The organism is Rhodococcus sp. GXMU-t2271, assembly GCF_041414735.1.
In the GTDB taxonomy this organism is placed as follows: domain Bacteria; phylum Actinomycetota; class Actinomycetes; order Mycobacteriales; family Mycobacteriaceae; genus Rhodococcus; species Rhodococcus indonesiensis.
Genome location: NZ_JAUIZP010000071.1, coordinates 1 through 25239 on the forward strand (window position 1 = coordinate 1; position 25239 = coordinate 25239).

Below are 25239 nucleotides of genomic sequence, written 5' to 3' on the forward strand. Positions count from 1 at the left end.
CCTGACGCCGTCCCGGCAAGATCAACTTACTGAGAAAACCTCGTTGTACAACGAACGCCAGTCCGAGTTTCGGGATGTCGGGCCGGCGTGACCGGGAGTGGAGCGCAGCTGACGCTACCGTTCACGGCGCACTAGGTGCGCCTTGCCCATTCCTTGTGGGTCTCGATGTAGTCCTCGAGCCACTGGCGGGTGACCTTGCGGCCCCGGCCGATGCGGATGCACGGGAGGTCGCCGGCGCACCACATCTTGCGGATGGTGGTTTCGTCGACACCCATCACGGCGCCGGCCTCGGCGGCGGACAGCAGCAACTTCGGACCGATCTGTGTGTCATTCATGGCCAGAGCTAACCGTGCCGGCAACGCGCAGTCGGGACCTGTTCCGGGTGGCCGGCATCGCCGGGCAGCCCCGCTCGATCCAGTCGACGACGCTCTGTTCCGTGAAGAACAGCCGCCCGCGTGGGGGCCGCGGCTGAGCTTTAAGTGCACCGGAGTTGGCGGCCCGCCGGACTCGGTTCACACCGCGGCGCGACACCGCCACCACCTCTTCGGTCGTCATCAACTTCGGGATCACGAGACACCTCCGGGCCGGCTCATGCACGCAGGTAAAGTCATCTAAAGGCGGCATCTTCCCTGAAGTAGCGAGCTCATAGCCAGCTTTGAGGGTCCGAACACAGTCCGGACCCCTGGGGTTTCGGTTGGATCGGCGCCCCTTGGTCTACGTGGGCGCCTCGGGCACGGGTCTGGGGATCTGCGGGGGGAATCTCGGGGGGATATCAGCCGTATGCCAAGGGACCGCCGTGCCGCGGCGTCACCGGGCCCTCCCCCTGGGGTGGCGGATGCGCAGCCCCCGACTCGCCGAGCATGAGACAACGATTGGCCGGCTTCGGCTTGTATGTCTTGCCGTCCGTCCCAGTGATCTCATGTGGGGCATTTGCCCCACCTGCCAAGTCGCGGCGAACCGTTCGCGGATCGTCTCCCGTTGCCGCTGCGATTGCCCGGATCGACAGGCCCGACTCCCGCAGCGAGGGCCGGAATCCGATTCCGGGCATCTTCGGGCTGTCGGTCGGATCGACGCCCCTGAGTACTCGCACAGTGAGTACCCCCTCCGTGGACACAGATTGGACACACTTGCCCCCAATTCGGGGTTATCTGACGTGATGTCGAATGATGCGTTTCGGCAGGTAGGGAGGGTTTCGACCCCGTGACCTCGGGGGTGTATCGCATTTGCAAGGCAGATGTCAGGAGTTCGAATCTCCTAGGCTCCACAACGATTCGACGACAGGCCCGGACAGCATCGATGTCCGGGCCTGTCGGCGTCTGTGCTCACTTCTGTTCGGCGAGTTCGTCGAGGATCGCCGAGAGCTGCCGCATCGCGGCCAGCGTGGCGGCCAGGCCTTCCGCACCCCCGGCGTCGGTCAGGCGCCGGGCGAAGGCGGCGTGCGCCGGATCGATCCCGGACACCGCGGCACGGCCCGCCGGGGTCGGCGCGACGAGCTTCGCGCGCCGATGGGCGGGGTTGGGTAGGTACTCGGCGAGGCCGCGCTCGACCAGCAGGTCGGCGATCCGCTGCACGCTCTGACGGGTGATCCCCATCGCCCGGGCGATGCCGGCGACCGGCAGGGGATCGCGCAGCACGGCACCGAGGACCTGCCACCACGCCGCCGTGAGACCCGCCGGGCGGGCCAGCGTCTCGGCGACCTCGAGGAACTGGCCGTTGAGGCGGAACGACGCCAGGGCGAGGTCGCTGAGCAGTTCCTGTTCCGGGCGCGCGCTCATCCGGCCATGAGTTCGTGGAAGCCGGCGGGGTCGCGTCGGCCGTAGAGCTTGAACCAGGATTCGAGGACGTGCGGTTCGAACACCTCCAGGCGTTCGAGGATCGCGCGGGCGAACTCGACCGGGGCCGTGGCACTCGCGGTGATCAGATTTCGATCGGTGACGGCCGGTTCGTCGCGATAGAGGTCGCCGCCGGCGTACCCCAGCCCGGACAGGAACTCGGCGGCGTTGCTCGTGTGCGCGCGATCGTCGAGGAGTCCGGCGAGGGCGAGTCCGCCCGTGGCCCCGCAGATCGCGGCCACCGGAACACCGGCCTCGAGGAAGTCGCGCGCCCGGTCGGCGAAGGGGCTGAACTGCTCGGTGTTCCAGATGTCGTTGCCCGCCAGGATCAGCATCGCGCTGTTGTCGGGCCGCACCTCGTCCAGGGTGGTGTCGGGGAGGATGCGGATTCCGCCCATGGTGGTGACAGGTTCGCGCGTGGTGCCGACGGTGGCGACGGTGTAGCGGCCGGGGTGCTTGTGCCAGAGCGGCTTGTTGATGTGGGCGATCGCATGCCCGACCTCCCAGTCGGCGAGGGTGTCGTACACGGCGACATGCACTGTCTCAGTCATGACAATATACTGTCGATTTGACAGTTTATTGTCAATAGTCAGCTCCTGGTTTCACGTGAAACGACGCGCCGCGAGTGCTGCCACGGTCGAGTTCTTCACGATGCGGGCCGAACTGCCGGAGTGTCGCGTGTGAGAGTTGTTACTACTCTCCGTAGTAACGGGCGCGTATCCTGGCTGCATGTCTGCCGAGGAGGATGTCGTCGCGCGCGTACGCGGTGCCTTCGTCGGCGGTATGTCGGGGGCGGTGAGCGTCGCCGCCCATGCCCTCGCCGGTGGTTCCGTGCCGGGGCAGGTGCCGGCGGTACTGCTGCTCGCGGCCGCCGTGACGGTGGGCCTGCTCGCCGCGGGCACTCGCGTGCCGATTGTCGGCGTGCTCGCCGCCGGTCAGGTGATCGGCCACGGCGCCCTCTCCCTCGATGCGGGACACCTCCACGTCCCCGGCCCGGGCATGCTTGCCGCGCACGCCGGGGCGATCGCGGTCGCGGCGTTGCTCGTCCGCGGTGCCGAACACGGTTGCCGGGTCGGGCTGGCCGCCCTCGTCCGCGCGGTACCCGCGTCGTTCGCGCCGGCGCCCGTCGCCGTCCCCACGTGGACCCCGGTCGCCCACCGACCCCGGCTCCGCCGGGGCCTGCTCGTCGCCGCCGGTCTCGGCACTCGCGGCCCTCCCGTCACGGTCTGAACCCATCCTTCTCGGTCGCCGCGCCTCTGCGGTGACCGCGCGCACCCGTGCGCACTCGGACCGATTTCGGAGAATCCCCATGAAGAAGACCCTGTTCCTCGCTGCCGCCGCGGCCGCGACCCTGTTTGCCGCCGGATGCTCGTCCGACGAGCCCGCCGCCGCGTCCGCGGACTCGCTCACCGTCTCCTCGGCGTGGGCGAAGGCCGCCGAATCCGGCATGACCGGCGCATTCGCCGAGCTCGAGAACACCGGCGACACCGATATCCACATCGTCTCCGCTGCCAGCCCCAGCTCGGCCCGGACCGAGATCCACGAGATGGCGGCCGGCGACGGCGGCGCCATGGTGATGCGCGAGAAGACGGACGGACTGGTCATTCCCGCGCACAGCACCCACTCGCTCGCCCCCGGCAACGACCACCTGATGCTCATGGACCTCGTGGAGCCGGTCCTGCCCGGCACCGAAGTGACCTTCGAGCTGACCTTCGAGGACGGCTCGACGACCGAGTTCACCGCACAGGTCCGCGACTTCTCCGGCGCGCAGGAGAACTACCAGCCGAGCGCGGGCGCGGGGGCGAACCACGGTGGCTGAGCTGAGCCGGCGGCGTCTCCTCGGTGGCGGCGCCGCCGTCCTGGGCGTCGCCGGCATCGGCGCGGCCGGCGTCGGGACGGGTCTCGGGTACGCCGCCACGCGGGAGCCCGAACCCACCGGTGGGCGCACGGTTGCCTTCCACGGCGTGCACCAGGCCGGCATCGACACCGAGCCGCAGGCCTTCGCCGCCTTCGTCGCCCTGGATCTGCGTCCGGGACTCGACCGTCGCGCGCTGACCGGGCTCATGAAGGTGTGGGCCGAGGACGGTCGCCGGCTGGCCGGGGGCAGTCCTGCCCTCGGCGACACCGAGCCCGAACTCGCCCTCGATCCCGCCCGGCTGACCGTGACGGTCGGCTTCGGTCCTGCCGTGTTCGACGTGGCCGGTCTCGCGGCGCAGCGACCCGAGTGGTTGCGGCCGTTGCCGGCGTTCTCGATCGATCGCCTCGAGGAACGCTGGTCGGGCGGTGATCTGCTGCTGCAGGTATGTGCCGACGACCCGGTCACCGTCTCGCACGCGACTCGCACGCTCTCCAAGAGCGTGCGATCGCTGGCCACCGTGCGCTGGACCCAGCGCGGATTCCGCAACGCGGTGGGCACCAAGCCCACCGGCACCACGATGCGCAATCTCATGGGTCAGGTCGACGGCACCGTCAACCCGGCTGCGGGCAGCACCGACTTCGACCGGCAGGTGTGGAATCCCGGTACCCCGGCCTGGTTGGCCGGGGGCACGTCCCTGGTGTTGCGGCGAATCCGTATGGAACTCGACACGTGGGACGAACTCGACCGGCCGGCCCGGGAACTCGCGGTGGGCCGGGACCTGGCCGCCGGGGCGCCGCTGACCGGCAGCGGGGAGCACGACGATCCGGACTTCGCCGCCACCGACGTCCACGGCATTCCGGTGATCCCTCCGGAATCGCACGTCGCCCGGGCGCGGCCCCGGAACGCGAACGAGCAGTTCCTGCGCCGCGGCTACAACTACGACGATCCGGACGGTGCCGGACTGTTGTTCGCGGCGTACCAGGCCGACGTGGACGCGCAGTTCGTCCCGGTGCAGCAGCGGCTCGCCGAGCACGACGCGCTGAACCCGTGGATCACCCCGGTCGGGTCGGCGGTGTTCGCCGTCCCACCCGGATTCGGTCCCGGCGGATACCCGGGCGACACCCTGTTCGAGGGCTGACGGGCCGCGCCCCCGGCCGGGATCCGTGTGGAATCCCGGCCGGGGGAACCGCCGTACCTACAGTTTGTATGGTTCCCGTCACACCCCAGGGAAATGGGGCTACCGTCAGGACACGCGTCCATCCGCGTCGAGGAAAGGCGGCACACTCATGACCACTGCACTGCCGGAACGTCAGGGCTTCGGGACCCTGCGCGCGGGGGGTCTGCACTGGGACGCCTTCCCGCTGCGGCTGTTCGCGAAGGGCAACGCGAAGTTCTGGGATCCGCTCGATCTGGACTTCAGCCGCGAGGCCGCCGACTGGAACGAACTCAACAGCGAACAGCACCGCAGCGCCACCTACCTCGTCGCGCAGTTCGTGGCCGGTGAGGAGGCCGTCACCCAGGACATCCAGCCGTTCCTGCGGGCGATGGCCGCCGAGGGCCGTCTCGGCGACGAGATGTACCTGACCCAGTTCTGCTTCGAGGAGGCCAAGCACACCCAGGTCTTCCGGCTGTGGATGGACGAGGTGGGCCTGACCGCGGACCTGCACCCCTACGTCGCGGACAACCCGTACTACCGGCAGCTGTTCTACGAGGAGCTGCCCCACTCGCTGCGCGTCCTCGAGACCGACCCGAGCCCCGCCAACCAGGTCCGCGCCAGCGTCACCTACAACCACGTCATCGAGGGCAGCCTCGCCCTCACCGGGTACTACGCTTGGCAGAAGGTGTGCACGAAACGCGGAATCCTGCCCGGGATGCAGGAACTCGTGCGCCGGATCGGCGACGACGAACGCCGGCACATGGCATGGGGAACGTTCACGTGCCGCCGCCACGTCGCCGCCGACGACTCGAACTGGGATGTCGTGCAGCAACGCATGGGAGAGTTGCTGCCGCTCGCGCTCGGCATGATCCAGTGGGTCAACGACCAGTTCGAGGAACAACCCTTCGGTCTCGATCCCGACGAGTTCGTCTCCTACGCCGCCGACCGCGCCCAGCGACGGCTCGGGGCCATCGAATCCGCCCGCGGCCGGCCCGTCGAGGAGATCGATCTCGACTACAGCCCGGAAGTGCTCGAGGACAAGTTCGGTGCGGAGGATGCCGCGGAGCTGACCAGCCTCGCGGGGAACTGAACCGGGCGGTCAGAGCAGCGCGACGACCGCGAAGACCAGCAACAGGACCACCGCGACCACCGCTCCGATCGCCGAGTAGTTGCGGCTCGGCGGCGTCGCGGTGGTGGTGAGCGTCGTGCCCGCGGTGTCGTCGGCGTCGCTGTCCTCGGGCCGGGCGCCGCCGGATCGCACGTCGGCGGCGGTCGTCGCGGGAACGGGTGCGGGGCTCGCGGGTGCGCCCGCTGCCCTGTCTCGTTCCGCCGCCGCTTCGGCCCGGGCACGTTCGGCCGCTTCGAGTTCACGGATACGCGGAATGCCACCGGTGAGAACGTCGGTGACGTCGTACGACGGGGGCAGGCCGATCCGCGCCTTGACCACGCGCGCGGGTGTGAAACCGGCCGCGAGGATGGCGGCACCGAGGGCGGCGGTCTGCTCGGGACCGGGTCCGACGAGGGTGCGTACCCCGAGTTTCGCGGCGAGGCTGTCCGCGATGGACTGCACGTGCGAGCGGTCGCGCGCGACGAACCCGTCACCCATCACCACGACGGCGTCGAGGTTGTGCGAAAGCCAGCCGAAGGCGCCGAGGGCGGTGGCCAGCTGGGCCGCGGGGGACGGGGCGCTCTTGGCGCCGAATCGGAACGCCTTGCCGGCCGAGACGCCGGACCGCACGAGGTTGACGGTCGAGCCGCCGTCGTCGACGTGGAAGATGCCGACGAGCTGTCCCGGAGTTTCCGAGATCTCCGAGGCGTACCACGTCGCGGCCGCCTCGGCGTCCGAGACGAGGGCGATGTGCCGCAGATCCGCATAGTCGAGCGCGGCCCGCAGTGCGGCCACGGTGGGCTGGTCCCACCGTGACGGGTAGGTGGCGGTGACACTCGGCAGGCCGCCGTCGGGCCCGCTGTCCGGTGGCAGGGGGTGGCATTCGTGCAGCAGGCAGGCGATCGCCGTGGCCATCGAGTCCTCGGCTCGGTAGATGCGTCCGTCACTGGCGGTGACGCCGGCGGGATCGCCGACCCGGCCGAGGAATCCCGACAGGTAGCGGGCCTCACCGGCAGGATGCGGGGCGCCGCCGAGGACGGTGGTGCCGTCGGAATCGATGTGCAGGACGGTGTCCCGGGCTATGACCACGGGATCGGGACTGCCGGGGTCGTTGGAAGCGAGGACCGCGGTGGACACCACGCTCCCGATCCGGAGACCGACTCCCACAGCCATGTCAAACCTCCTGTAGACAACGATCGGCGTACATCTTGCTACCGACTCGGCCACAGCCGGGGAAGCCGCGCCGTAGCACCGCGCGGGAGATTGCCGTGACCACTAGGATTCGCGCGCCGCATCGGCACGGCCCGTGCGCGTCGCCGGGCCCGAGGCGTGCAGTCGTGGGCGGATGTCCGCGTACCCGGTGCCGTCAGGTTCTCGGCCGGATCGTCCGCCGGGGCGGGAACGCCTGCCGGGCATGGGTCAGCAGGAACAGGCTGATCACGGCCACCCACGCCGGGAAGACGAGGGTGAGCCACAGCGCCTCCGTCACCGCGAACAGCAGGATCAGGGCGATCAGGTAGGTGGGGGTGGGGGCGACCAGCCATCGTGGCATCAGCCCGGTGCGCATCCAGATGGTGCCAGCGAGATCATGAAGACCGCAGCCATACGGATCGAGTAGACATTGCTGATCTGCAGGATCAGCGCATGCGCGAACGCGGCCGACTCCTGGGCGGGGACGGCCTCCGCCTGGTCCGTCAGGAGCAGGCCGCCGGCACTGGCCATCGTGACGAGGATGAGCGCCAGGAACAACAGACCACTGCCGACGAAGACCGTCGAGAAGAACTGGTCCTCGAGGTCGCCCAGCCGGTGCCGGAGCACACCGATGAACCACAGGAACGCGATGCAGGCGAACTGGGACAGCGTCAGCGCGACGGTGAGCCGTGAGCGGCCGGCCTCCAGCCACTCGGTCGTGCCGAAGGGATCCGCCGGGATCGCCTGACGGATCAGGACGATGCTCGCCGTGAACAGGACCGCGAACACGATCCCGACGGCGGCGGCGGTGTGCGGGGTGGTCAGCCGGTGCAGGTGCGGCTCGCTGCGCTCCGCGGTCATGCCCGGATTGTCCTCGACCAGCGGTGATGCTGTGGCACGAATGACGGATCGTGGCCTCGAGTGCGGGTCACAAGAGACGAAAAGCGCACTTACGCGTCGGTAAGTTAGCTGTTACAGTGCGTACCGCCTGTGTCGTCCGACACACAGGCATCGACCTGTGAAGGGACCGTGGGATGGGGATACGGATGGGGCGCGCCAGAAGATGGACCGGCGCCGCGGTAGCGACCGCGGCGCTGACGGGAGCGATGCTCGCGATGCCGGCGACGGCGAGCGCGGACGCGTCCTTCTACGATCCTCCGTTCGATCCGGCCGGCACCTCCGGCGCCGTACTCCGTAGCGGGCCGTCCGATCTCGCCGTCCGCGTCCCGACGCCGCAGGGCGTGTTCCCGGCGCAGGGCACCCGGCTGCTCTACCGCAGCCTCGACGCGAACGGCGAGCCCAACGCCGTCGGCGGCACCTACCTCGAGCCGTCACTGCCCTGGAACGGTCCCGGCCCGCGGCCGCTCGTCGCGATCGCGCCGGGCACCCAGGGGCAAGGCGACCAGTGTGCGCCGTCCAAGCAGTTGAACTCGCTCGTCTCCTACACCCCGCCGCTCGACCTGTTCACCGAGTACGAACTGCTGTCGATCAACACCATGCTGCTGCAGGGCATCGCCGTCGTCGTCACCGACTACGACGGTCTCGGCACGCCGGGCCACCACACCTACGTCAACCGGCTGGCCGAGGCGCACGCAGTGCTCGACGCCGTCCGGGCGGCCCAGAGCCTGCCCGCCGCGTCCGTCACCCCCGACGGGCCGGTCGGCCTGTGGGGGTACTCCCAGGGCGGTGGCGCCGTGTCGGCGGCCGCCGAACTGCAGCCGACCTACGCACCCGAGTTGAACCTGGTGGGTGTCTATGCCGGTGCGCCGCCCGCGGACCTCGAGGCCACGCTGAACCAGGTCGACGGGACGGCGCTGACCGGCGTGATCGGCTACACGATCAACGGACTCGGTGAGGCCTACCCCGAGCTCCGGGATCTCATCGACGCCGAGATCAACGACCGGGGACGCGAGATGCTGCAGTCGGTGGCGAACCAGTGCGCCCCGGAGACGATCTTCCGCTACGGCTTCCAGCGCACGAACGACTACACCCGCACGGGCGAGCCGCTGGGCGCCGTCGTCGATCGGTTGCCGGAGGCGAAGGAAGCCATCGCCGCGCAGCGGATCGGACGTCTGCAGCCGTCGGCGCCGGTGCTCGTGCAGCACGGAACGATGGACGACATCGTGCCGTTCGGTCAGGGCCGCCGGCTCGCGACGGACTGGTGCGCCCTCGGCGCCACCGTCCAGTTCTCCACGAACACCACCCCGCCCATCCTGCCGGGACTGGCCGTCAATCACGCGCTGCCGCTGGTCGCCGGCATGCCCGAAGCGGTCGCCTACCTGAACGACCGGTTCGCCGGGCGGCCCGCACCGTCCAACTGCGGCGCCTTCTGAGCGACAACCGCGAAGCGGTCGGCCGTGGCAGCGCTCCGAATCGCTGCCGCGGCCGACCGGAACTTCCGATTCACACCACCGGATGGTCGACCCGGACGAACCGGCGGGCGAGGTTCTCCTCGGCCGACGGTCCGGGGGCCCATTCGGCGATCCAGGGGCCGGTGCCCTCGCTGGGATCGATCACACCCTTCTCGAGCCAGGTGTAGCGCCCCTCGAGCACGCCCGTCGTGAGCTGCCGGTCGGCATCGTCGGTGTTCGTCCACAACGCATCGAACAGCGCCTCCACCCGCAGCCTCGACTGCCGGCAGAAGGCCTCGGCGAGTTCGTACGCCGCGTTCGCGTCGGGATGGTTGTCGCTGCGGTACATCTCTGCCCGCACGCAGCTCGCCGCCATCGCGAACAGTTCGGCACCGATGTCGACGACCCGGCCGAGGAAGCCCTGCCGCTTCTCGAGGCCGGCCTGCCACCGTGCCATCCCGTAGAACGTGGACCGTGCCAGTTTCCGGGAGGACCGTTCGACGTAACGCAGATGCGCTGCCAGCGGCCCGAACTCGCTGTACGAGGTGGGCAACTGACCTCTGCCCGCGACCAGCTGCGGCAGCCACTTGGCGTAGAAGCCGCTCGCCTTGGCTGCCGCCCGGGCCCGCGCATCGAGGGTGGCCTTCGGGTCCGCCAGATCGCCGGCGGCCTGCAGATGCGCGTCGACAGCCTCGCGTGCCACCAGCAGCCGCATGATCTCGCTCGAGCCCTCGAAGATCCGGTTGATGCGCAGGTCCCGCACCAATTGCTCGGTGGGAACAGCCCGTTCACCGCGCGCCGCGAGCGAGTCGGCCGTCTCGTATCCGCGGCCCCCCCGGATCTGCAGGAGTTCGTCGGCGATCGTGCACGCCATCTCGCTGGACCACAGCTTGGCGAGCGCCGCCTCGATCCGGATGTCGTTGCGTTCCTCGTCGCACATCTGTCCCGACAGTTCCACCACGGCCTCGAGCGCGAACGTGGTGGCCGCGACGAATGCGATCTTGCCGGCGACCGCGCCGTGCTCGCCGACGGGCCTGCCCCACTGGACGCGGGTGGCGGACCACTCGCGGGCGATCTTCAGGGCCCATTTGCCGGCTCCGGCGCACATCGCGGGAATCGCCAGCCGGCCCGCGTTGAGCGTGGTCAGGGCGATCTTCAGGCCGTCGCCCTCGCGGCCGATGAGATTCTCCTTCGGTACCCGCACCTTGTACATGCGGGTGACACCGTTCTCGATGCCCTTCAGTCCCATGAAGGAGTTGCGGCGCTCGACGGAGATACCGGGCGAGTCCGCCTCCACGACGAACGCCGAGATCCCACCGCGATGCCCCTCGCTGCGTGGCACCCGGGCCATCACCACCAGCAGTTCCGCCACCACCCCGTTGGTGGTCCACAGTTTCACGCCGTCGAGTTCGTATGCCGCGCCGTCGTCGATCGGCACGGCCGTCGAGGCGAGGCGCGCGGGATCGGAACCGACGTCCGGCTCGGTGAGCAGGAACGCAGAGATCGCGCCGCGGGCGCACCGCGGCAGGAATGCACGCTTCTGCGCGGGCGTGCCGGCCAGCTTGAGCGGTTCGGGCACACCGATCGACTGGTGTGCGGACAGCAAGGCGCCCAGACTGGGATGCACGCAGGCGACGAGCATCAACGCCCGGTTGTACGCCACCTGCGACAAGCCCAGCCCGCCGTACTCCTCCGGAATCTTCATGCCGAAGCAGCCGAGTTCCGCGAAGCCTGCGACGTACTCGTCCGGAATGCGCGCGTCGCGTTCGATACGACTGCCGTCGAGCCCCTCGCAGTAGCGGCGAAGCTTGGCGAGAAACGCTTCCGTCTTGGCTTCGGCGTCCGGCGCCGGGCGCGGGAACGGATGAACGAGGTCGAGGGTCAGACGTCCGAGGAACAACTCCTTGGCGAAGGACGGCTTGTCCCAGTTCTCCTCTCGGGCCTCCTCGGCTACTGCGCGTGCCTGCTCCTCGCTGACCTGTACCTGTTGTGCCATGTGATGCCTCCCCGATAGATCGCTACCGGCGAGTATCCGCCTGTTCTGTGACGTGTATCACGAGATTCGCCGGATCGGTACCGGTGAGTAACTCGAGGGTGTGCGGCAGATCACGGAGCGGCGCGGTGGTCGTCCCGACAGGCACCCCGTGCCGGTCCGTACGCTGGAGTGGTCACCGACGACGCACCCGAGCACCTCCACCTTCCCGCCCGCGCGGACCACCCTGGAGGCCGACATGGAATTTCTTGCGTCCGTACCCGTCGTACTACTGCTGACCGTCCTGATCTACGTTGTCGCCGGCCGCATCGTCGACCTGGAACTACGCGTCACCGAACGCCGACTTCTCGAAGAAGGGCAGGCCGCGCACGACGCGACCTGCCCCGGATCCGACTCCGTCCCGTGATCCCGGGCGGACCTCAGTTCTGCTTCTTCGGTCCCCCGGCAGGACCGCTCGGCGGCTGCGGCTTCGCGGAGGTTCCCTTGCCCCCGGCAGCCGCGTTCTTCGACGCGGGGGTCGGCTTGCGAGCCGGTTCCTCCTTGGCCGCGTGCTTCCCGGTCGGGGCCGCATCGGCCGTGCCCTTCGGTGCCGCGTCTGTGCTCTTCGGCGCCGTGTCGGCCGCCGGGGCCGGTGTGGGCTTCGGGGCCACAGCCTCGGGTGTCGCGGTCGGCTCGGGCTTCGCCTGTGCTGCGGCCGCCGGCTTCGGTGCTGCGGCTTCGGGCTTCGGTGCTGCGGCTTCGGGCTTCGGTGCTGCGGTCTCGGGCTTCGGTGCTGCGGCTTCGGGCTTCGGTGCTGCGGCTTCGGGTGTCGCGGCGGGCGCGGGCTTCGCGTTTGTCGTGGCCGCCGGTTTCGGTGCGGGTGCTTCGGCCTTCGGTGCTTCGGCCTTCGGTGCGGCAGCCTCGGGCGCTGCGACCGGCGCGGGCGGAGTCGACTCGATCCGCGGCGGTTCCGGCGCGACGGGCGGGTGATCCCCGAGCCGGCTGCGGTAGAACACCACTCCGCCCGCGGCGACGACGCCGAGCGCGCCGACCGTCACCAGGAGCTTGCGGCCCCGTCCCCGGGAACCGGACTCGATCGTCGCTGCGGCCTGTGCGCGGCGGCACTCTCGGTTGCCGGCCATGTTCCGGGCGACGTCGAGACCCTTTCGGGCGACGAACAGGCCGGTGACGAGCGGCCCCCGCGCCAGGGCCGTCGCGCCTTGACCTGCAAGCTTCAGGTAGCCACCGGCACCCTTGGATTCCTTCGGGGGGCACACGAGTTCGCTACCGGTGCCGGACCCGCTCTTGGTTCTGGACTCGCTCACACTCGTCATGTACCCACTTTTGCACAGCGAACCCCCGCGTCCGTGTACAGACGACGCTCGCGTCCGTGTACAGACGACGCTCGCGTCCGTGTACAGACGACGCTCGCGTCCGTGTACAGACGACGCTCGCGTCCGTGTACAGAGGACGCTCGCGTCCGTGCACAGAGGACGCTCGCGTCCGGGTTCGCGAGACGGACCGCTCCGGTGTCGCAGACCCGGATGGCACGATGGAGGGGTGACTTCACCTCAAAAGACTGCAACCGCGACTCTGCACACCAACCGCGGCGACATCGTGATCGAGCTCTTCGGCAACCATGCCCCGAAGACCGTCGAGAACTTCGTCGGCCTCGCGAACGGCACCAAGGAGTACAAGACCGAGAACGCCAAGGGTGAGACCAGCGGCCCGTTCTACGACGGTGCGGTCTTCCACCGCGTCATCGACGGCTTCATGATCCAGGGCGGCGACCCGACCGGCACCGGCCGCGGCGGTCCGGGTTACCAGTTCGGCGACGAATTCCATCCCGAGCTGCAGTTCGACCGCGGCTACCTGCTCGCCATGGCCAATGCCGGACCGGGCACCAACGGTTCGCAGTTCTTCATCACCGTCGGGCCGACCCCGCACCTGAACCGGCGCCACACGATCTTCGGTGAGGTCACCGACGAGGCGTCGAAGAAGGTCGTCGACGCGATCGCCACGACGGCGACGGACCGTGCGGACCGCCCGGTCGAGCCGGTCGTCATCGACAGCATCACCATTTCCTGAGAGAGACCGACATGACGAACCCCGGCTGGGGCCACGCGGCCGGCGGGGGCGGCCACCCGCCCCAGCCGCGGTGCGTCCGGCATCCCGATCGCCCGACGCTGCTCGCGTGCAGCCGATGCGGACGACCGGCCTGCCCCGACTGCCTGCGGTCCGCCGCGGTGGGTCAGCAGTGCGTCGACTGCGTCGCGGCCGCGCAGCGTGACGTCCCGCAGGCCCGCACCGTCGCGGGCGCACCCGCCCGGTCGCAGGCGAACACCCCGCTAGTGACGTACATCCTGATCGCGCTGAACACCGCAATCTTCGCGATCACCGCCGCCCAGTCCGGCAGCGTGATGAACAACGAGCGCTCGTCGAGCCTGTTCTTCGAGTGGGCGCTGTGGCCGCCGATGATCGCCGCTCGTGACGAGTACATCCGGGTGCTGGGCAGCGGATTCCTGCACTTCGGGGTGCTGCACCTCGCGGTCAACATGTTCGCGCTGTACGTGATCGGCCGAGACACCGAACTCGTCCTCGGCCGGCTCCGGTACCTGGCCGTGTACCTGGTGTCGATTCTCGGCGGGTCCGCTGCGGTGATGCTGCTCGAGACCGACGCCGTGACCGCCGGCGCCTCCGGCGCCGTGTTCGGCCTGCTGGGAGCGCAGGCGGTGATCCTGATGCGGCTGCGGCGCAGCCCCGCGCCGGTGCTGGCGATCGTCGTCCTCAACGTCGTCATCAGCATCACCATCCCCGGCATCTCCCTGTGGGGACACCTCGGTGGCCTGGCCGCGGGTGCGGCGGCGACGGCGGCGTTGTTGTTCGCCCCGCGCGCATTGGGTGCGGGCGACGACCGCGCCCGCTTCGTCCGGACGGGATGGCTCGCCCTGGGCGGCGTCACGGTGGTCACCGTGCTGGTCCTCGCCCTGGCCGTCCTGCGCCTGCGGGCTCAGCTCGGGGTCTGATCCGGCGCCAGTCCCCGCACCGCGAGTGCGTCGTACACCGTGCGGGGATCGGTACCCAGGTCCCAGCGCCCGAAGATGAGCAGTTGCTCGTCGCCGTGGGGGTCGCGCACGTCGATCTCCAGCATCGGGACCCGCCGGCCGAGCCGCGGATACGCGACGATCCGTACCCGCGTCAGGGCTGCGCGGGGCAGCTCACGCCGTCCCGTCAGTCGGGTGACGGCCAGGCCGGCGTCGTCGGGAAGCACCTCGAGCCGCGGGCGTTGCCGGGCCGCGAGAGCCGCGACGACGAGTGCGACCGCGGCCGCGAGCCCGACGAGGGTGCGGCCGGCAGGATCGGGAGTCGTCGCCGCGGCCACCGCGAGCACGATGCCGCCCACCACCAGCGCGACGATCGCGAGCGGGGGTGTGGACCAGCGCAGGGGTTGTTCACCGGACACGGGGAGCTTTCCCCAGTTCGTCCACAGGTTTGTCCACAGGTGGGGATGAACTACACTCCTGTAACCTCACCGCCACCTCATGGTCATGATCAGGCCGACGATCATGAACCCGAAACCGATGAGGAAGTTGTACGCGCCGAGGTCGTTCATCCACGAGATCTGCTCGGCCGCGAGGTAGTAGACCACCAGCCAGGCCAGACCGATCAGCATGAAGCCGAGCATCACCGCGACGTACCAGGTGCTCGACGGTCCCGCCTTCACCTTCACGGGGGTGCGGCTCACCGGGTTGATCGTGTAGTCGGTCTTCTTCCGGACCTTCGACTTGGGCATGACGTCCTCGTTCGTGCGGTACCGCGCGGGGCGGACAGGTAGGTTGGGCAGCTACCTGGCGTGTACTACCAGTGCGTGTACTACCAGTGTGAGTACACGCTAACGCAGAATCCGGAACGGAGGGTCCACGTGTCGGACGGCCGGGCCCGCGCGCTCGGGTGGACTGCCGCCGCGCTGGCCGTGTGCCTGCTCGCCGGGTTGCTGCTCGGCACCACCCGCGGGGTCTCCGACGGCGAGGAACTGCGCGTGAGCGACTCCGCGCGGCTGTCCGACCTCGTGCGGGCAGCGCAGGCCAAGGCGGACGAGCTCGCCGCCACCCGCGACGACCTCGCGGGACGCGTCGCCGAGCTGCAGGCCCAGGCCGCGGCCACCGACGGCGACGTCGCCGCGGTGCTCGCCGACACCTCCGGCCTCGAGGACCCGGCCGGGCTCACCGCACGACGGGGCCCGGGGGTCACCGTCAGCCTCACCGATGCGCCGCGCGGCGCCGACGGCAGGTATCCGACGGATGCGTCGCCCGACGATCTCGTGGTGCACCAGCAGGACGTGCAGAGCGTGCTCAACGCGATGTGGGCCGGCGGAGCCGAGGCGATCGCGATGCAGGATCAGCGGCTCGTGGCGACCTCGGCGCCGCGGTGCATCGGCAACACCCTGCTGCTGCACGGCCGTACCTACTCTCCGCCGTACGTGATCACCGCGCTGGGCGACCCGGCGCGACTCGAGGCCGCCCTGGCCGCCGAGCCGGGCATCCGCGTGTACAAGCAGTACGCGGCGCGCTACGGGCTGGGCTACACGCAGCAGTCGTCGGAGTCGTTGTCGGTTCCGGCCTACACGGGCGGAGCAACGCTGCGCTGACGGGTCGGTACCCTTTCCGCATGCGCATCCTCGTCGTCGACAACTACGACAGCTTCGTCTTCAATCTCGTGCAGTACCTGGGGCAGCTCGGGACCCGGGCCGAAGTCTGGCGCAACGACGACGAGCGGCTCACCGGCGCAGCGGACCGGATCGCGGCCGAGTTCGACGGCATCCTCCTGAGCCCCGGGCCGGGCACGCCGCAGCGCGCCGGTGCGAGCATGGACCTCGTCCGGGCCTGCGCCGACGCGGGCACGCCGCTGCTCGGGGTCTGCCTCGGCCATCAGGCGATCGGTGCCGCCTTCGGGGCGACCGTGGACCGGGCCCCCGAGCTGCTGCACGGCAAGACCAGCTCGGTCTGGCACGACGGCACCGGGGTGCTGGCCGGCCTGCCGGATCCGTTCACCGCGACGCGTTACCACTCACTGACGGTGCTGCCCAACACGCTGCCGGACGAGCTCGTCCCCACCGGATTCACCGAGAGCGGCATCGTCATGGCCCTGCGGCACCGCGAGCTGCCCGTCCACGGCGTCCAGTTCCACCCGGAATCGGTCCTCACGCAGGGCGGCCACCGGATGCTGGCGAACTGGCTCGGCGTGTGCGGTGAGGCACCGGACGAACCGCTGGTCGCCCGTCTCGAGGCGGAAGTGGCTCAGGCGCTCGCCGGGGGCGTCGCCTGAGCCGTCCGCACGGCATCCGAGCGCAGCTCAGCGGATACCCAGCACGCCCACACCCACGGTGATGGTCTCCGACTTGGAGATCTCGGACCCCGGCGGCTGCTGCTGGGCGATGACCTTGCCCACCAGCTCCGGGTCGAGGGTGGCCTCGCGGTTCTGCACGAGCTGTGCCGGCGAGCCCGTCCAGCCGGCCGCCCGCAGTTCCGCGAGTGCCTCGGACACCGTCCGGTTCGTCAACGCGGGCATCTCGATGCGGTTGCCGTTGGACACCTGGATGGTGACCGTGTCGCCCTCCGTCGCGCTGGTACCGCCCGCCGGGCTGCTCGACACCACCGTCCCGGTCGGCTGGCTGGAGTCGATCTCGTCGACCACGACGGTGAAACCGGCAGCCTCGATGTTGTCACGCGCCACCTCGGTGGCCTGACCCACGACGTTGGGCACTCGGATCTGCTCGGGTCCGCTGCCGAGCGTCACCCGCACCGCGCTGTCGCGGTCGGCGTCGGCTCCCGGGGCGGGGCTCTGGTCGACGACGGTGTCGCGTTCGGCCGCCGCCGACGGTGCGCGGGCCACGTTCGGATCGAGGCGCAGTCCGGCGTCGGTCAGGGCCTGCAGCGCCTCCTGCTGGTTCATGCCCGCCAGCCGCGGGATCTCCACCTGTTCGGGGCCGCTCGAGACCTCGAGGGTGACGGTGCTGCCCTCCTCGGCCTGGACCCCGGCGACCGGCCGGGTGTTGACGACGTTGCCGGTGGCGACCACGGCGTCGGGTTTCATCTGCACCGAGACTTCGAACCCGGCATCCTGCAGCCTGCTCTCCGCGATCTCCGCGGCGAGGTTGCGCACGTCGGGGACGGGGATCTGCGCGGCGGTCGATCCCGGGCCCGAGGTCCACAGGAACACCCCGACGATGCCGACGATCACGACCGCCGCCAGGCCCAGCAGCGTGTTGCGCAGCACCCGGGAGCGCTGGGGCGTCGCCACGGTCCCGCCGGCAGCGGCTGCGGCGGCCCCGCGGTCCGCGCCGTTGCGAGGTGTCCCGGCACCGTCGACGGCCCCGAGGATGGTGGTGCGGTCCTCGTCGGTCATCACCATGGGTGCGCTGGGCTTCTGGCCGCTCAGCACACGGATCAGGTCGCTGCGCATCTCGGCGGCGCTCTGATACCGGTTGGCGGGGTTCTTCGCCATCGCCTTGAGGATCACCGAGTCCAGCTCCGGCGGGACGGCGGAGTTCACCGACGACGGCAGCGGCGGATCCTCCCGGACGTGCTGGTACGCGACGGCCACGGGGGAATCGCCCTGGAACGGCGGCTTACCGGTGAGGATCTCGAACAGGACGCAGCCCACCGAGTACACGTCGGAGCGGGCGTCGACCTGCTCACCGCGGGCCTGCTCCGGCGACAGGTACTGGGCGGTGCCGATCACCGCGGCGGTCTGCGTCATCGGGCTCGCGGCGTCCGAGATGGCCCGGGCGATGCCGAAGTCCATGACCTTCACCGCGCCGGAACGGGTGATCATGACGTTGGCAGGCTTGACGTCGCGGTGGACGATCATGTTGCGGTGGCTGAAGTCCAGGGCGGCGCACACGTCCGCCACGACCTCCATGGCCCGCTTCGGGGTCATCGGCCCCTGGGAGCGCACGATATCGCGCAGCGTGTCGCCCTCGACGAACTCCATGACGATGTACGGCAGCGGACCGGACTCGGTCTCCGCCTCACCGGTGTCGTACACGGCGACGATCGCCGGATGGTTCAACGCCGCGGCGTTCTGGGCTTCGCGGCGGAACCGGAGATAGAACGTGGGGTCGCGCGCGAGATCCGCGCGCAGCACCTTGATCGCCACGTCGCGGTCGAGCCGCAGATCCCGGGCCAGGTGCACCTCCGACATGCCACCGAAGCCGAGGATCTCACCCAACTCGTAGCGGGAAGAGAGCTTGCGGGGTGTGGTCATGACTGTCCTCGGGTGACTGGCTCGATCGGGGTGAACGGGTTGTCTATGGCTCCGGGTTCGAGACCGCCCTCATCGTCACCTGGCAGGGAGACGGTGGTGGTGGTCGTCTCGGCCGTCGTCGTGGTGGCGGCTGTCGTCGTGGCCGTCGTCGTGGTGGGCGCCGTGGTGGTGGTCGGCGCCTCCGTCGTCGTCGGCGGTGGGGTGGTCGTCGTCGGCTCGGGGGTGGTCGTGGGGGCCTGCGTCGTGGTGGGGGGTGCCGTCGTGGTCGGCTCCACCGTCGTGGTGGTGGTCCGCGGCGGCCGCGTGGTGGTCGTCGTGGCACGGGTGGTGGTCGTCGGTGCCTGCGTGGTCGTGGACCGTGCGGGGCCCGCGTCCCCGGAATTGTCGCCGCCCAGCAGCACCAGCGCCAGCGCAACGAGTGCGAGGGCCACAGCCGCCCCGGCCGCCCAGGCGATGGCCTTCGGGCTCGGTGAGCGTTTGTCGCCGGACGGGGCGGAGCCGGTGGGGGGCTGGTCCCCGCCGTTCGCATACGCCGGGGCGTAGTACGGCCGCGACGGCGGTGGCGGCGGGGTGGGCCCGAGCGCGCGGGTCGCGGCCGGGGACGTGGTGCCCGGCACGCCGGGCGGCAGGATCCGCGTGGCACCGGTGACCGGCGGCACGTTGCCCGGCGGCGGCACCGATCGGCCGGACCGCACGGCGGCGACGGCGTCGGCGAACTCGCCGCCGCTGGTGTACCGGTGCGCCGGGTCCTTCGTCATGGCGATCTCGATGAGCTCACGCACCCCCGCCGGCAGATCGGTGGGCAGCGGAGCGGGCGTCTCCTGCACATGCTTCATCGCGACGGTGACGACGCTGTCGCCGAGGAACGGCCGCCGGCCCGCGAGGGCCTCGTATCCGACGACGCCGAGCGAGTACACGTCGCTCGCCGACGTCGCCTCCTGGCCGAGGGCCTGCTCGGGGGCGATGTACTGGGCGGTGCCCATGACCATCCCGGTGCGCGTCACCGGTGACGCGTCGACGGCCTTGGCGATGCCGAAGTCGGTGATCTTGACCTGGCCGGTGGGGGTGATGAGGATGTTCCCGGGCTTGACGTCGCGGTGCACGACTCCGGCGTCGTGCGCCGCCTGCAGCGCCCGTCCGGTCTGTTCGAGCATGTCCAGGGTGTGCGGCAGCGACAGGCGGCCCACCCGGGCGAGCACGGCATTGAGGGGTTCGCCGTGCACCAGTTCCATCACCAGGTACGCGATGGACTGTCCCTCGGCGTCGGTGGTCTCGCCGTAGTCGAACACACCCGCGATGCCGGGGTGGTTGAGCTGTGCGGTGGTGCGCGCCTCGAACCGGAATCGGGTCAGGAAGTCCGCGTCGCCGGAAAGTTCGGCCTTGAGGACCTTCACCGCCACCCGGCGGTCGAGGCGGGTGTCGAGCCCTTCCCACACCTGTCCCATGCCACCGGTGGCGATGAGCCGTTGCAGCCGGTAACGGTCGGCGATCATGGCGCCGCTGTGCAAAGCCATAATCAGCCTCTCTGCATTCCCGCCGCGATCACGGCACGTCCGATCGGCGCGGCAACCGAGCCTCCCGTGGCGGCGAGAGCGCGGTCGCCGCCGTCCTCCACGATGACCGCCACTGCAACAGTGGGCTGCTGGGCAGGCGCAAAGGCGATATACCACGTGTGCGGGGGAGTGTTACGGGGGTCGTCGCCGTGCTCGGCGGTGCCGGTCTTCGACGCGATCTGGACCCCCGGGATCTTCCCCTCGCCGCCGGAGAAGTTCTCGGATCCGATCATCAGGTCGGTCAGGGTGGCCGCGACCTGCGGCGACATCGCCTGCCCGGCCGAGACCGGTGAGGTCTCCGCCAGCACCGACAGGTCCGGCGACTGCAGCTGGGACACCAGATGCGGCTGCATCCGGACGCCGCCGTTGGCGACGGTGGCGGCAATCACGGCGTTCTCCAGCGGGGTGAGCGCGACGTCACGCTGGCCGATGCTGGACTGGCCCAGCGCGGCGCCGTCGGGGATCGGCCCGATGGTGCCCGCCGCGACGGGGACAGGGATGTCCATGGATTCCCCGACACCGAGCGCCTCCGCCTGCTCGGCGATGGCCTCCTTGCCGGTGTTCAGACCCATCTCGACGAAGGCGGTGTTGCAGGAGCGGGCGAAGGCTTCGCGCAGGGAGGCCGTGGGGCCGCCACCGCACGTCGCGCCGCCGTAGTTCTCCAGCGTGGTCGCGGTGTCGGGCAGCGTGATGTTGGGTGCGGCGGTGAACTGGTCGTCGGGGGTGGTACCCGCGGCGAGCGCCGCGGCGGTCACGACCACCTTGAAGGTCGAGCCCGGCGGGTAGGTCTGCGAGATGGCACGGTTGAGCATCGGTTTGTCGGGGTCGGCGTTGAGTTCCTCCCAGGCCTGCGAGGTGGCTGCGCCGTCGTGGCCGGAGAGCCGGTTGGGGTCGTAGCTCGGGGTGCTCACCATCGCCAGGATGCGACCGGTGCTCGGTTCGATGGCGACGACCGAGCCGGTGTAGCCCTTGGCGGTGAGTTCGTCGTACGCCACCTGCTGCATGACGGGGTCGATGGTGGTGACCACGTTGCCGCCGCGCGGGTCCCGTCCGGAGACCAGATCGAAGAAGCGCCGGCCGAACAGCCGGTTGTCGGACCCGTTGAGCACCTCGTCCTCGGTGCGCTCGAGCCCGGTGCTGCCGTACTGCATCGAGTAGAACCCGGTCACGGGTGCGTAGGCGAGCGGACTCGCCGGCTGCTCGGGGGCGGCCGGGTAGGTGCGCAGGTACTTGTAGCGGCTGTCGGTGGGGACCGACACCGCCAGGACCTGCCCGCTCGCGGAGATCTGTCCGCGCTGACGCGAGTACTCGTCGATGAGCACCCGCGAGTTACGCGGGTCGGTGCGCAGGTCGTCGGCTTTGATGACCTGGACGTAGGTGGCGTTGGCAAGCAGCGCGACGACCATGAACATCACCGCCATCGCGACTTTGCGGAGCGGTGTGTTCATCCGCGCCCCAGCATTTCCGTCGGCGCGTCCGCAATCGGTGGCGGTGCCTTCTTACGTGGGGCGGCGGGCTCGCGGGCCGCGTTGGAGATCTTCACCAGCAGTGCCAGCAGGAGGTAGTTCGCCAGCAGCGACGAACCACCGTAGGACATGAACGGCGTGGTGAGACCGGTGAGCGGGATCAGCTTGGTGACGCCGCCGACGACGACGAACAGCTGGATCGCGATGGTGAACGACAGGCCGGCGGCCAGCAGCTTGCCGAAGCTGTCGCGGACGGCGAGCGCGGTGCGCAATCCCCTCGTGATCAGGATCAGGAAGAGGACGAGAATGGCACTGAGGCCGATGAGCCCGAGTTCCTCACCGATCGTGGCGACGATGAAGTCGGTCTTGGCGAACGGCACCTGCGCGGGACGTCCGCTGCCGAGCCCGGTGCCGGCGACACCACCGGTGGCGAGACCGAACAACGACTGCGAGATCTGGTAGCCGGTGTTGTTGTAGTCGGCCAGCGGGTCGAGCCAGGTCTCCACACGCACCCGCACGTGACCGAACATCTGGTACGCGAAGTAGAAGCCGACGACGAGCAAAGCGCCACCGATGAGCAGCCAGCCCACCCGTTCGGTCGCGATGTACAGCATCACCAGCACCGTGCCGAACAGCAGCAGCGACGTGCCGAGGTCCTTCTCGAACACCATGACGCCGATCGAGAGGATCCATGCCGCGAGGATCGGGCCCAGGTCGCGGGCGCGGGGGAAGTCCATGCCGAGCACGTGTTTGCCGGCGGTGGTGAACAGGTCGCGCTTGGCCACCAGCACGGACGCGAAGAAGATGATGAGCAGGATCTTGGCGAACTCGCCGGGCTGGATGCTGAATCCGGGCAGCCTGATCCAGATCTTGGCGCCGTTGACCTCGGAGAAGCGGGACGGCAGCAGGGCCGGGACGGCGAGCGCGACGAGGCCGATCAGGCCCAGGGTGTAGCTGAACCGGGCGAGGAGCCGGTAGTCGTGCAGCAGCGCCAGCACCGCGACGAAGCCGGCGATGGCGAGCGCCGTCCACAGCACCTGCTGGTTGGCGTCGGGGGAGGGGATCGGCTGGCCGAGGTAGCGCGCGTTCTCCTCGTCGGCGAGGTCGAGTCGGTGGATCAGGACCAGGCCCAGGCCGTTGAGCAGCGCGACGATCGGCAGCAGCAGCGGGTCGGCGTAGGGCGCGAACCGGCGCACCGCCAGATGCGCGGCGAGGAACAGCACCGCGTACGTCAGCCCGTACTTGGCCAGGTCCATGGTCAGGGTCTGTTCCTGGCTGGCTTCGACCAGCATCAGCGACACCGTGGTGATCGCGATGGCGGCGACGATGAGCAGCAGCTCCGTGTTCCGCCGCGTGGACACGGCGGGAGCCGGGGCGAAGCCTCCGGGAGGACTGGGGAAGGAGGCTCCGGGTGAGTGGGACACCGACATCAGGCGCCCACCCGGCAGTTCTGGCCCGGCACCTGCGGGACCGCCGGCTCGGGCGCCGGGGCCGGTGCGGGGGCGGGTGTCTCGGCGGGTGCGGGTTCCGACGCGGGAGCCGCCGGAGGGGCCGGGGCGGGGGCCGGGACGGGCGCCGGAGCCGGGGCGGGCAACGGGGCCGCCTGTTCCTCGACGCACACCGGGAGCAGGTCGTTCTCCGCGAGCCGGTTCATCTGCGTGCGCGCGTCGTCGAGAGACCCGGACGGCAGGCCCGCCCGCACCTGCTCACGGGCCGCCGGCTGCAGATCGTCGACCAGCATGACGCGGCAGTCCGCCTCCTGCGGAGAGGTCAAGGTCAACGTTCCGTCGTCGGCGAGACAGCCGACGAGGGACTGTTCCTGCAGGGAGTAGCCGAGGATGTTGCCGGGCACGCCGCGCAGGACCGTGACACGGCCGTCGTCGTCGCCGACGTAGTAGTAGCTGCGGATCATCGTCCGGCCCACGGCCGCACCGGCGACGAGCAGTCCGAGCACCACGATCGCGACGAGCGGCCACCACATCCGGCTGTGCTTGCGCGCGGGCTCGGGATCCTTCTGCACGACGACACGCTTGGGCGTGGCGCGGGGCGGGCGCATCGCGGCGGCACGGCCCGCGGCGGTGTTGGGCGGCGGGGTGTCCTCGTCGTCCCCCGACGCGGCACCGGCGACGATCGGATGGCTCTGTCCGTAGTCGAGATCGATGACGTCGGCGACGACGACGGTGACGTTGTCGGGTCCGCCGCTACGCAGGGCGAGTTCGATGAGCCGATCGGCGCACTCGTCGTGCGTGCCTTCGCTCAGGGTGTTGGCGATGGTCTCGTCGCTGACGACGTCGGACAGGCCGTCGGAGCAGATGAGGTAGCGGTCGCCGGCGCGTGCCTCGCGCACGGTGAGGGTCGGTTCGACCTCGCTGCCGGTGAGAGCGCGCATGATGAGCGAGCGCTGCGGGTGGCTGTGTGCCTGCTCGGGCGTGATGCGTCCCTCGTCGACGAGGGACTGCACGAAGGTGTCGTCGCGGGTGATCTGGGTGAGCTGGCCCTCGCGCAGCAGGTAGGCACGCGAATCGCCGATGTGGGCGAGGCCGAGTTTGCTGCCGGCGAAGAGGATGGCGGTGAGCGTGGTGCCCATGCCGTCGAGTTCGGGTTCCTCCTCGACCTGATCCGCGATGGCGGCGTTGCCCTCGCGCACGGCGGCGGCGAGCTTGCCGAGCAGGTCCCCGCCGGGTTCGTCGTCGTCGAGGTGGGCGAGAGCCGCGATCATCAGTTGCGAGGCGACCTCGCCGGCGGCGTGGCCGCCCATGCCGTCGGCGAGGGCGAGCAGGCGAGCCCCCGCGTACACGGAATCTTCGTTGTTGGAACGCACCAGGCCACGGTCGCTCCGGGCGGCGTATCGCAGTACAAGGGTCACGGGCGGAGCTCGATCACGGTCTTCCCGACCCGGACAGGAGTGCCCAGGGGTACGCGGACGGCGGTGGTGACCTTGGCGCGGTCCAGATACGTGCCGTTGGTCGAGCCCAGATCCTCGACGTACCAGTCCGACCCGCGCTGCGACAGGCGGGCGTGCCGGGTGGATGCGTAGTCGTCGGTGAGGACCAGGGTCGAGTCGTCGGCCCGGCCGATCAGGACCGGTTGGGAACCGAGCGTGATGCGGGTGCCTGCGAGAGCGCCCTGGGTCACCACCAGGTACTTCGCCGACTTGCCGCGGCCCAGTGACGGCAGCACCGACTGGTTGCGCGGCGAGTAGCGCGGGACCGGACGTGCGGCACCGGCGTAGATGTCCGATCGCAGCGTGCGCAGGATCGCCCAGATGAACAACCACAGCAGGAGCAGGAACCCCGCCCGGGTCAGCTGCAGAATCAGCCCCTGCACGGCTCGCCCTCCTTCTGCGTATCGGCCCGGTGCGGTGTCGTCCGGTGCACTGCGGTCACCCACAATACGGACCCCGGGCGACGAGACGCATCGTCCGGCGCGTCGCCGACGCGTCGGATGGGTCTCGGGCCGGTTCCGATCGGGTCTCGGTCCTCGGCG

At 70.1% G+C, this 25239-nt stretch carries 24 protein-coding genes and 1 pseudogene; 10 read left to right on the top strand and 15 right to left on the bottom strand.

The annotated features are described in order from the left end of the window. Positions 1-131: 131 nt before the first annotated feature. The 3 genes from QYS60_RS24235 to QYS60_RS24245 form a co-directional block, all read right to left on the bottom strand. A complete protein-coding gene (locus tag QYS60_RS24235) occupies positions 132-335 on the bottom strand; it encodes a helix-turn-helix domain-containing protein (RefSeq protein WP_371384497.1) in 204 nt (67 codons plus the stop codon). Positions 336-1322: 987 nt separating this feature from the next. Beyond that, entirely contained in the window at positions 1323-1775 is a 453-nt protein-coding gene (locus QYS60_RS24240; RefSeq protein WP_371384498.1) for a MarR family winged helix-turn-helix transcriptional regulator, read from the bottom strand. Then, positions 1772-2383 carry a type 1 glutamine amidotransferase family protein gene (locus tag QYS60_RS24245; RefSeq protein WP_371384499.1) on the bottom strand — a complete coding sequence of 204 codons (612 nt, stop codon included), beginning with the start codon at positions 2381-2383 and terminating at the stop codon, positions 1772-1774. The genes QYS60_RS24240 and QYS60_RS24245 overlap by 4 nt, the downstream gene beginning before the upstream one ends. 178 nt (positions 2384-2561) lie before the next feature. On the opposite strand from QYS60_RS24245, the gene QYS60_RS24250 reads away from it, so the two are divergent. The 4 genes from QYS60_RS24250 to QYS60_RS24265 all read left to right on the top strand — a co-directional run bounded on the left by QYS60_RS24250 (position 2562) and on the right by QYS60_RS24265 (position 5936). Continuing rightward, on the top strand, positions 2562-3062 hold the full coding sequence (locus tag QYS60_RS24250; protein ID WP_371384500.1) for a hypothetical protein: 501 nt from the start codon (positions 2562-2564) through the stop codon (positions 3060-3062). 79 nt (positions 3063-3141) lie between these two features. Then, a complete protein-coding gene (locus tag QYS60_RS24255; protein WP_371384501.1) occupies positions 3142-3651 on the top strand; it encodes a copper chaperone PCu(A)C in 510 nt (169 codons plus the stop codon). Then, entirely contained in the window at positions 3644-4828 is a 1185-nt protein-coding gene (locus tag QYS60_RS24260) for a Dyp-type peroxidase (RefSeq protein WP_371384502.1), read from the top strand. The genes QYS60_RS24255 and QYS60_RS24260 overlap by 8 nt, the downstream gene beginning before the upstream one ends. A 148-nt stretch (positions 4829-4976) precedes the next feature. Beyond that, on the top strand, positions 4977-5936 hold the full coding sequence (locus QYS60_RS24265) for a R2-like ligand-binding oxidase (protein ID WP_371384503.1): 960 nt from the start codon (positions 4977-4979) through the stop codon (positions 5934-5936). A 9-nt stretch (positions 5937-5945) separates the two neighbouring features. Here the strand turns inward: QYS60_RS24265 and QYS60_RS24270 are convergent, their stop codons facing one another. Together QYS60_RS24270 and QYS60_RS24275 are read right to left on the bottom strand one after the other, a co-directional pair. Next, on the bottom strand, positions 5946-7127 hold the full coding sequence (locus QYS60_RS24270) for a hypothetical protein (protein ID WP_003936624.1): 1182 nt from the start codon (positions 7125-7127) through the stop codon (positions 5946-5948). A gap of 193 nt (positions 7128-7320) precedes the next feature. Continuing rightward, positions 7321-8006 (bottom strand): annotated as a pseudogene (locus QYS60_RS24275) (hypothetical protein). Positions 8007-8179: 173 nt separating this feature from the next. Between QYS60_RS24275 and QYS60_RS24280 the strand changes: the two are divergent. Next, entirely contained in the window at positions 8180-9478 is a 1299-nt protein-coding gene (locus tag QYS60_RS24280) for a lipase family protein (RefSeq protein WP_371384504.1), read from the top strand. 70 nt (positions 9479-9548) lie between these two features. Here QYS60_RS24280 and QYS60_RS24285 read toward each other — a convergent pair whose 3' ends face one another. Then, the gene (locus QYS60_RS24285) at positions 9549-11492 is read right to left on the bottom strand and encodes an acyl-CoA dehydrogenase family protein (RefSeq protein WP_371384505.1); all 1944 of its coding nucleotides are present in this window, start codon (positions 11490-11492) and stop codon (positions 9549-9551) included. A 235-nt stretch (positions 11493-11727) separates the two neighbouring features. Here QYS60_RS24285 and QYS60_RS24290 point away from each other — a divergent pair, with 235 nt between their 5' ends. Beyond that, positions 11728-11895: a hypothetical protein gene (locus tag QYS60_RS24290; protein ID WP_371384506.1), complete on the top strand. Its 168-nt coding sequence runs from the start codon at positions 11728-11730 to the stop codon at positions 11893-11895. 13 nt (positions 11896-11908) lie between these two features. Here the strand turns inward: QYS60_RS24290 and QYS60_RS24295 are convergent, their stop codons facing one another. Beyond that, a complete protein-coding gene (locus QYS60_RS24295) occupies positions 11909-12802 on the bottom strand; it encodes an alginate biosynthesis protein AlgP (protein WP_371384507.1) in 894 nt (297 codons plus the stop codon). 226 nt (positions 12803-13028) lie between these two features. Here QYS60_RS24295 and QYS60_RS24300 point away from each other — a divergent pair, with 226 nt between their 5' ends. Continuing rightward, positions 13029-13556: a peptidylprolyl isomerase gene (locus tag QYS60_RS24300; RefSeq protein ID WP_054370860.1), complete on the top strand. Its 528-nt coding sequence runs from the start codon at positions 13029-13031 to the stop codon at positions 13554-13556. A gap of 11 nt (positions 13557-13567) precedes the next feature. Further along, positions 13568-14494 (top strand): rhomboid family intramembrane serine protease, encoded by a 927-nt coding sequence (locus QYS60_RS24305; RefSeq protein WP_003936618.1) that lies wholly within the window; start codon positions 13568-13570, stop codon positions 14492-14494. Here the strand turns inward: QYS60_RS24305 and QYS60_RS24310 are convergent. Then, positions 14479-14931, bottom strand: a complete 453-nt coding sequence (locus tag QYS60_RS24310; protein ID WP_003936617.1) for a PH domain-containing protein — start codon at positions 14929-14931, stop codon at positions 14479-14481. The two genes, QYS60_RS24305 and QYS60_RS24310, sit on opposite strands and share 16 nt — an antisense overlap. Before the next feature lie 66 nt (positions 14932-14997). Next, complete coding sequence (gene crgA / locus QYS60_RS24315; protein WP_003936616.1) at positions 14998-15261, bottom strand: cell division protein CrgA; 264 nt, start codon at positions 15259-15261, stop codon at positions 14998-15000. Between the two features lie 129 nt (positions 15262-15390). On the opposite strand from crgA, the gene QYS60_RS24320 reads away from it, so the two are divergent. After that, on the top strand, positions 15391-16116 hold the full coding sequence (locus QYS60_RS24320) for a DUF881 domain-containing protein (RefSeq protein WP_289379267.1): 726 nt from the start codon (positions 15391-15393) through the stop codon (positions 16114-16116). Positions 16117-16136: 20 nt separating this feature from the next. Further along, the gene (locus tag QYS60_RS24325; RefSeq protein WP_003936614.1) at positions 16137-16793 is read left to right on the top strand and encodes an aminodeoxychorismate/anthranilate synthase component II; all 657 of its coding nucleotides are present in this window, start codon (positions 16137-16139) and stop codon (positions 16791-16793) included. Between the two features lie 27 nt (positions 16794-16820). Here the strand turns inward: QYS60_RS24325 and pknB are convergent, their stop codons facing one another. From pknB to QYS60_RS24355, 6 genes are read right to left on the bottom strand one after another with little or no spacing between them, the layout of a single operon-like run. After that, positions 16821-18734, bottom strand: a complete 1914-nt coding sequence (gene pknB, locus QYS60_RS24330; protein ID WP_289379269.1) for a Stk1 family PASTA domain-containing Ser/Thr kinase — start codon at positions 18732-18734, stop codon at positions 16821-16823. Further along, a complete protein-coding gene (locus QYS60_RS24335; protein WP_371384508.1) occupies positions 18731-20248 on the bottom strand; it encodes a serine/threonine-protein kinase in 1518 nt (505 codons plus the stop codon). Before QYS60_RS24335 ends, pknB begins: the two co-directional genes overlap by 4 nt. 2 nt (positions 20249-20250) lie before the next feature. Then, positions 20251-21735, bottom strand: a complete 1485-nt coding sequence (locus tag QYS60_RS24340; RefSeq protein ID WP_289382488.1) for a penicillin-binding protein 2 — start codon at positions 21733-21735, stop codon at positions 20251-20253. Further along, positions 21732-23183, bottom strand: a complete 1452-nt coding sequence (locus QYS60_RS24345; protein WP_289382490.1) for an FtsW/RodA/SpoVE family cell cycle protein — start codon at positions 23181-23183, stop codon at positions 21732-21734. The genes QYS60_RS24340 and QYS60_RS24345 overlap by 4 nt, the downstream gene beginning before the upstream one ends. Next, positions 23183-24619 (bottom strand): PP2C family serine/threonine-protein phosphatase, encoded by a 1437-nt coding sequence (locus QYS60_RS24350; RefSeq protein WP_371384509.1) that lies wholly within the window; start codon positions 24617-24619, stop codon positions 23183-23185. Before QYS60_RS24350 ends, QYS60_RS24345 begins: the two co-directional genes overlap by 1 nt. Then, the gene (locus QYS60_RS24355) at positions 24616-25080 is read right to left on the bottom strand and encodes an FHA domain-containing protein (RefSeq protein WP_003936608.1); all 465 of its coding nucleotides are present in this window, start codon (positions 25078-25080) and stop codon (positions 24616-24618) included. Before QYS60_RS24355 ends, QYS60_RS24350 begins: the two co-directional genes overlap by 4 nt. Positions 25081-25239: the final 159 nt, after the last annotated feature.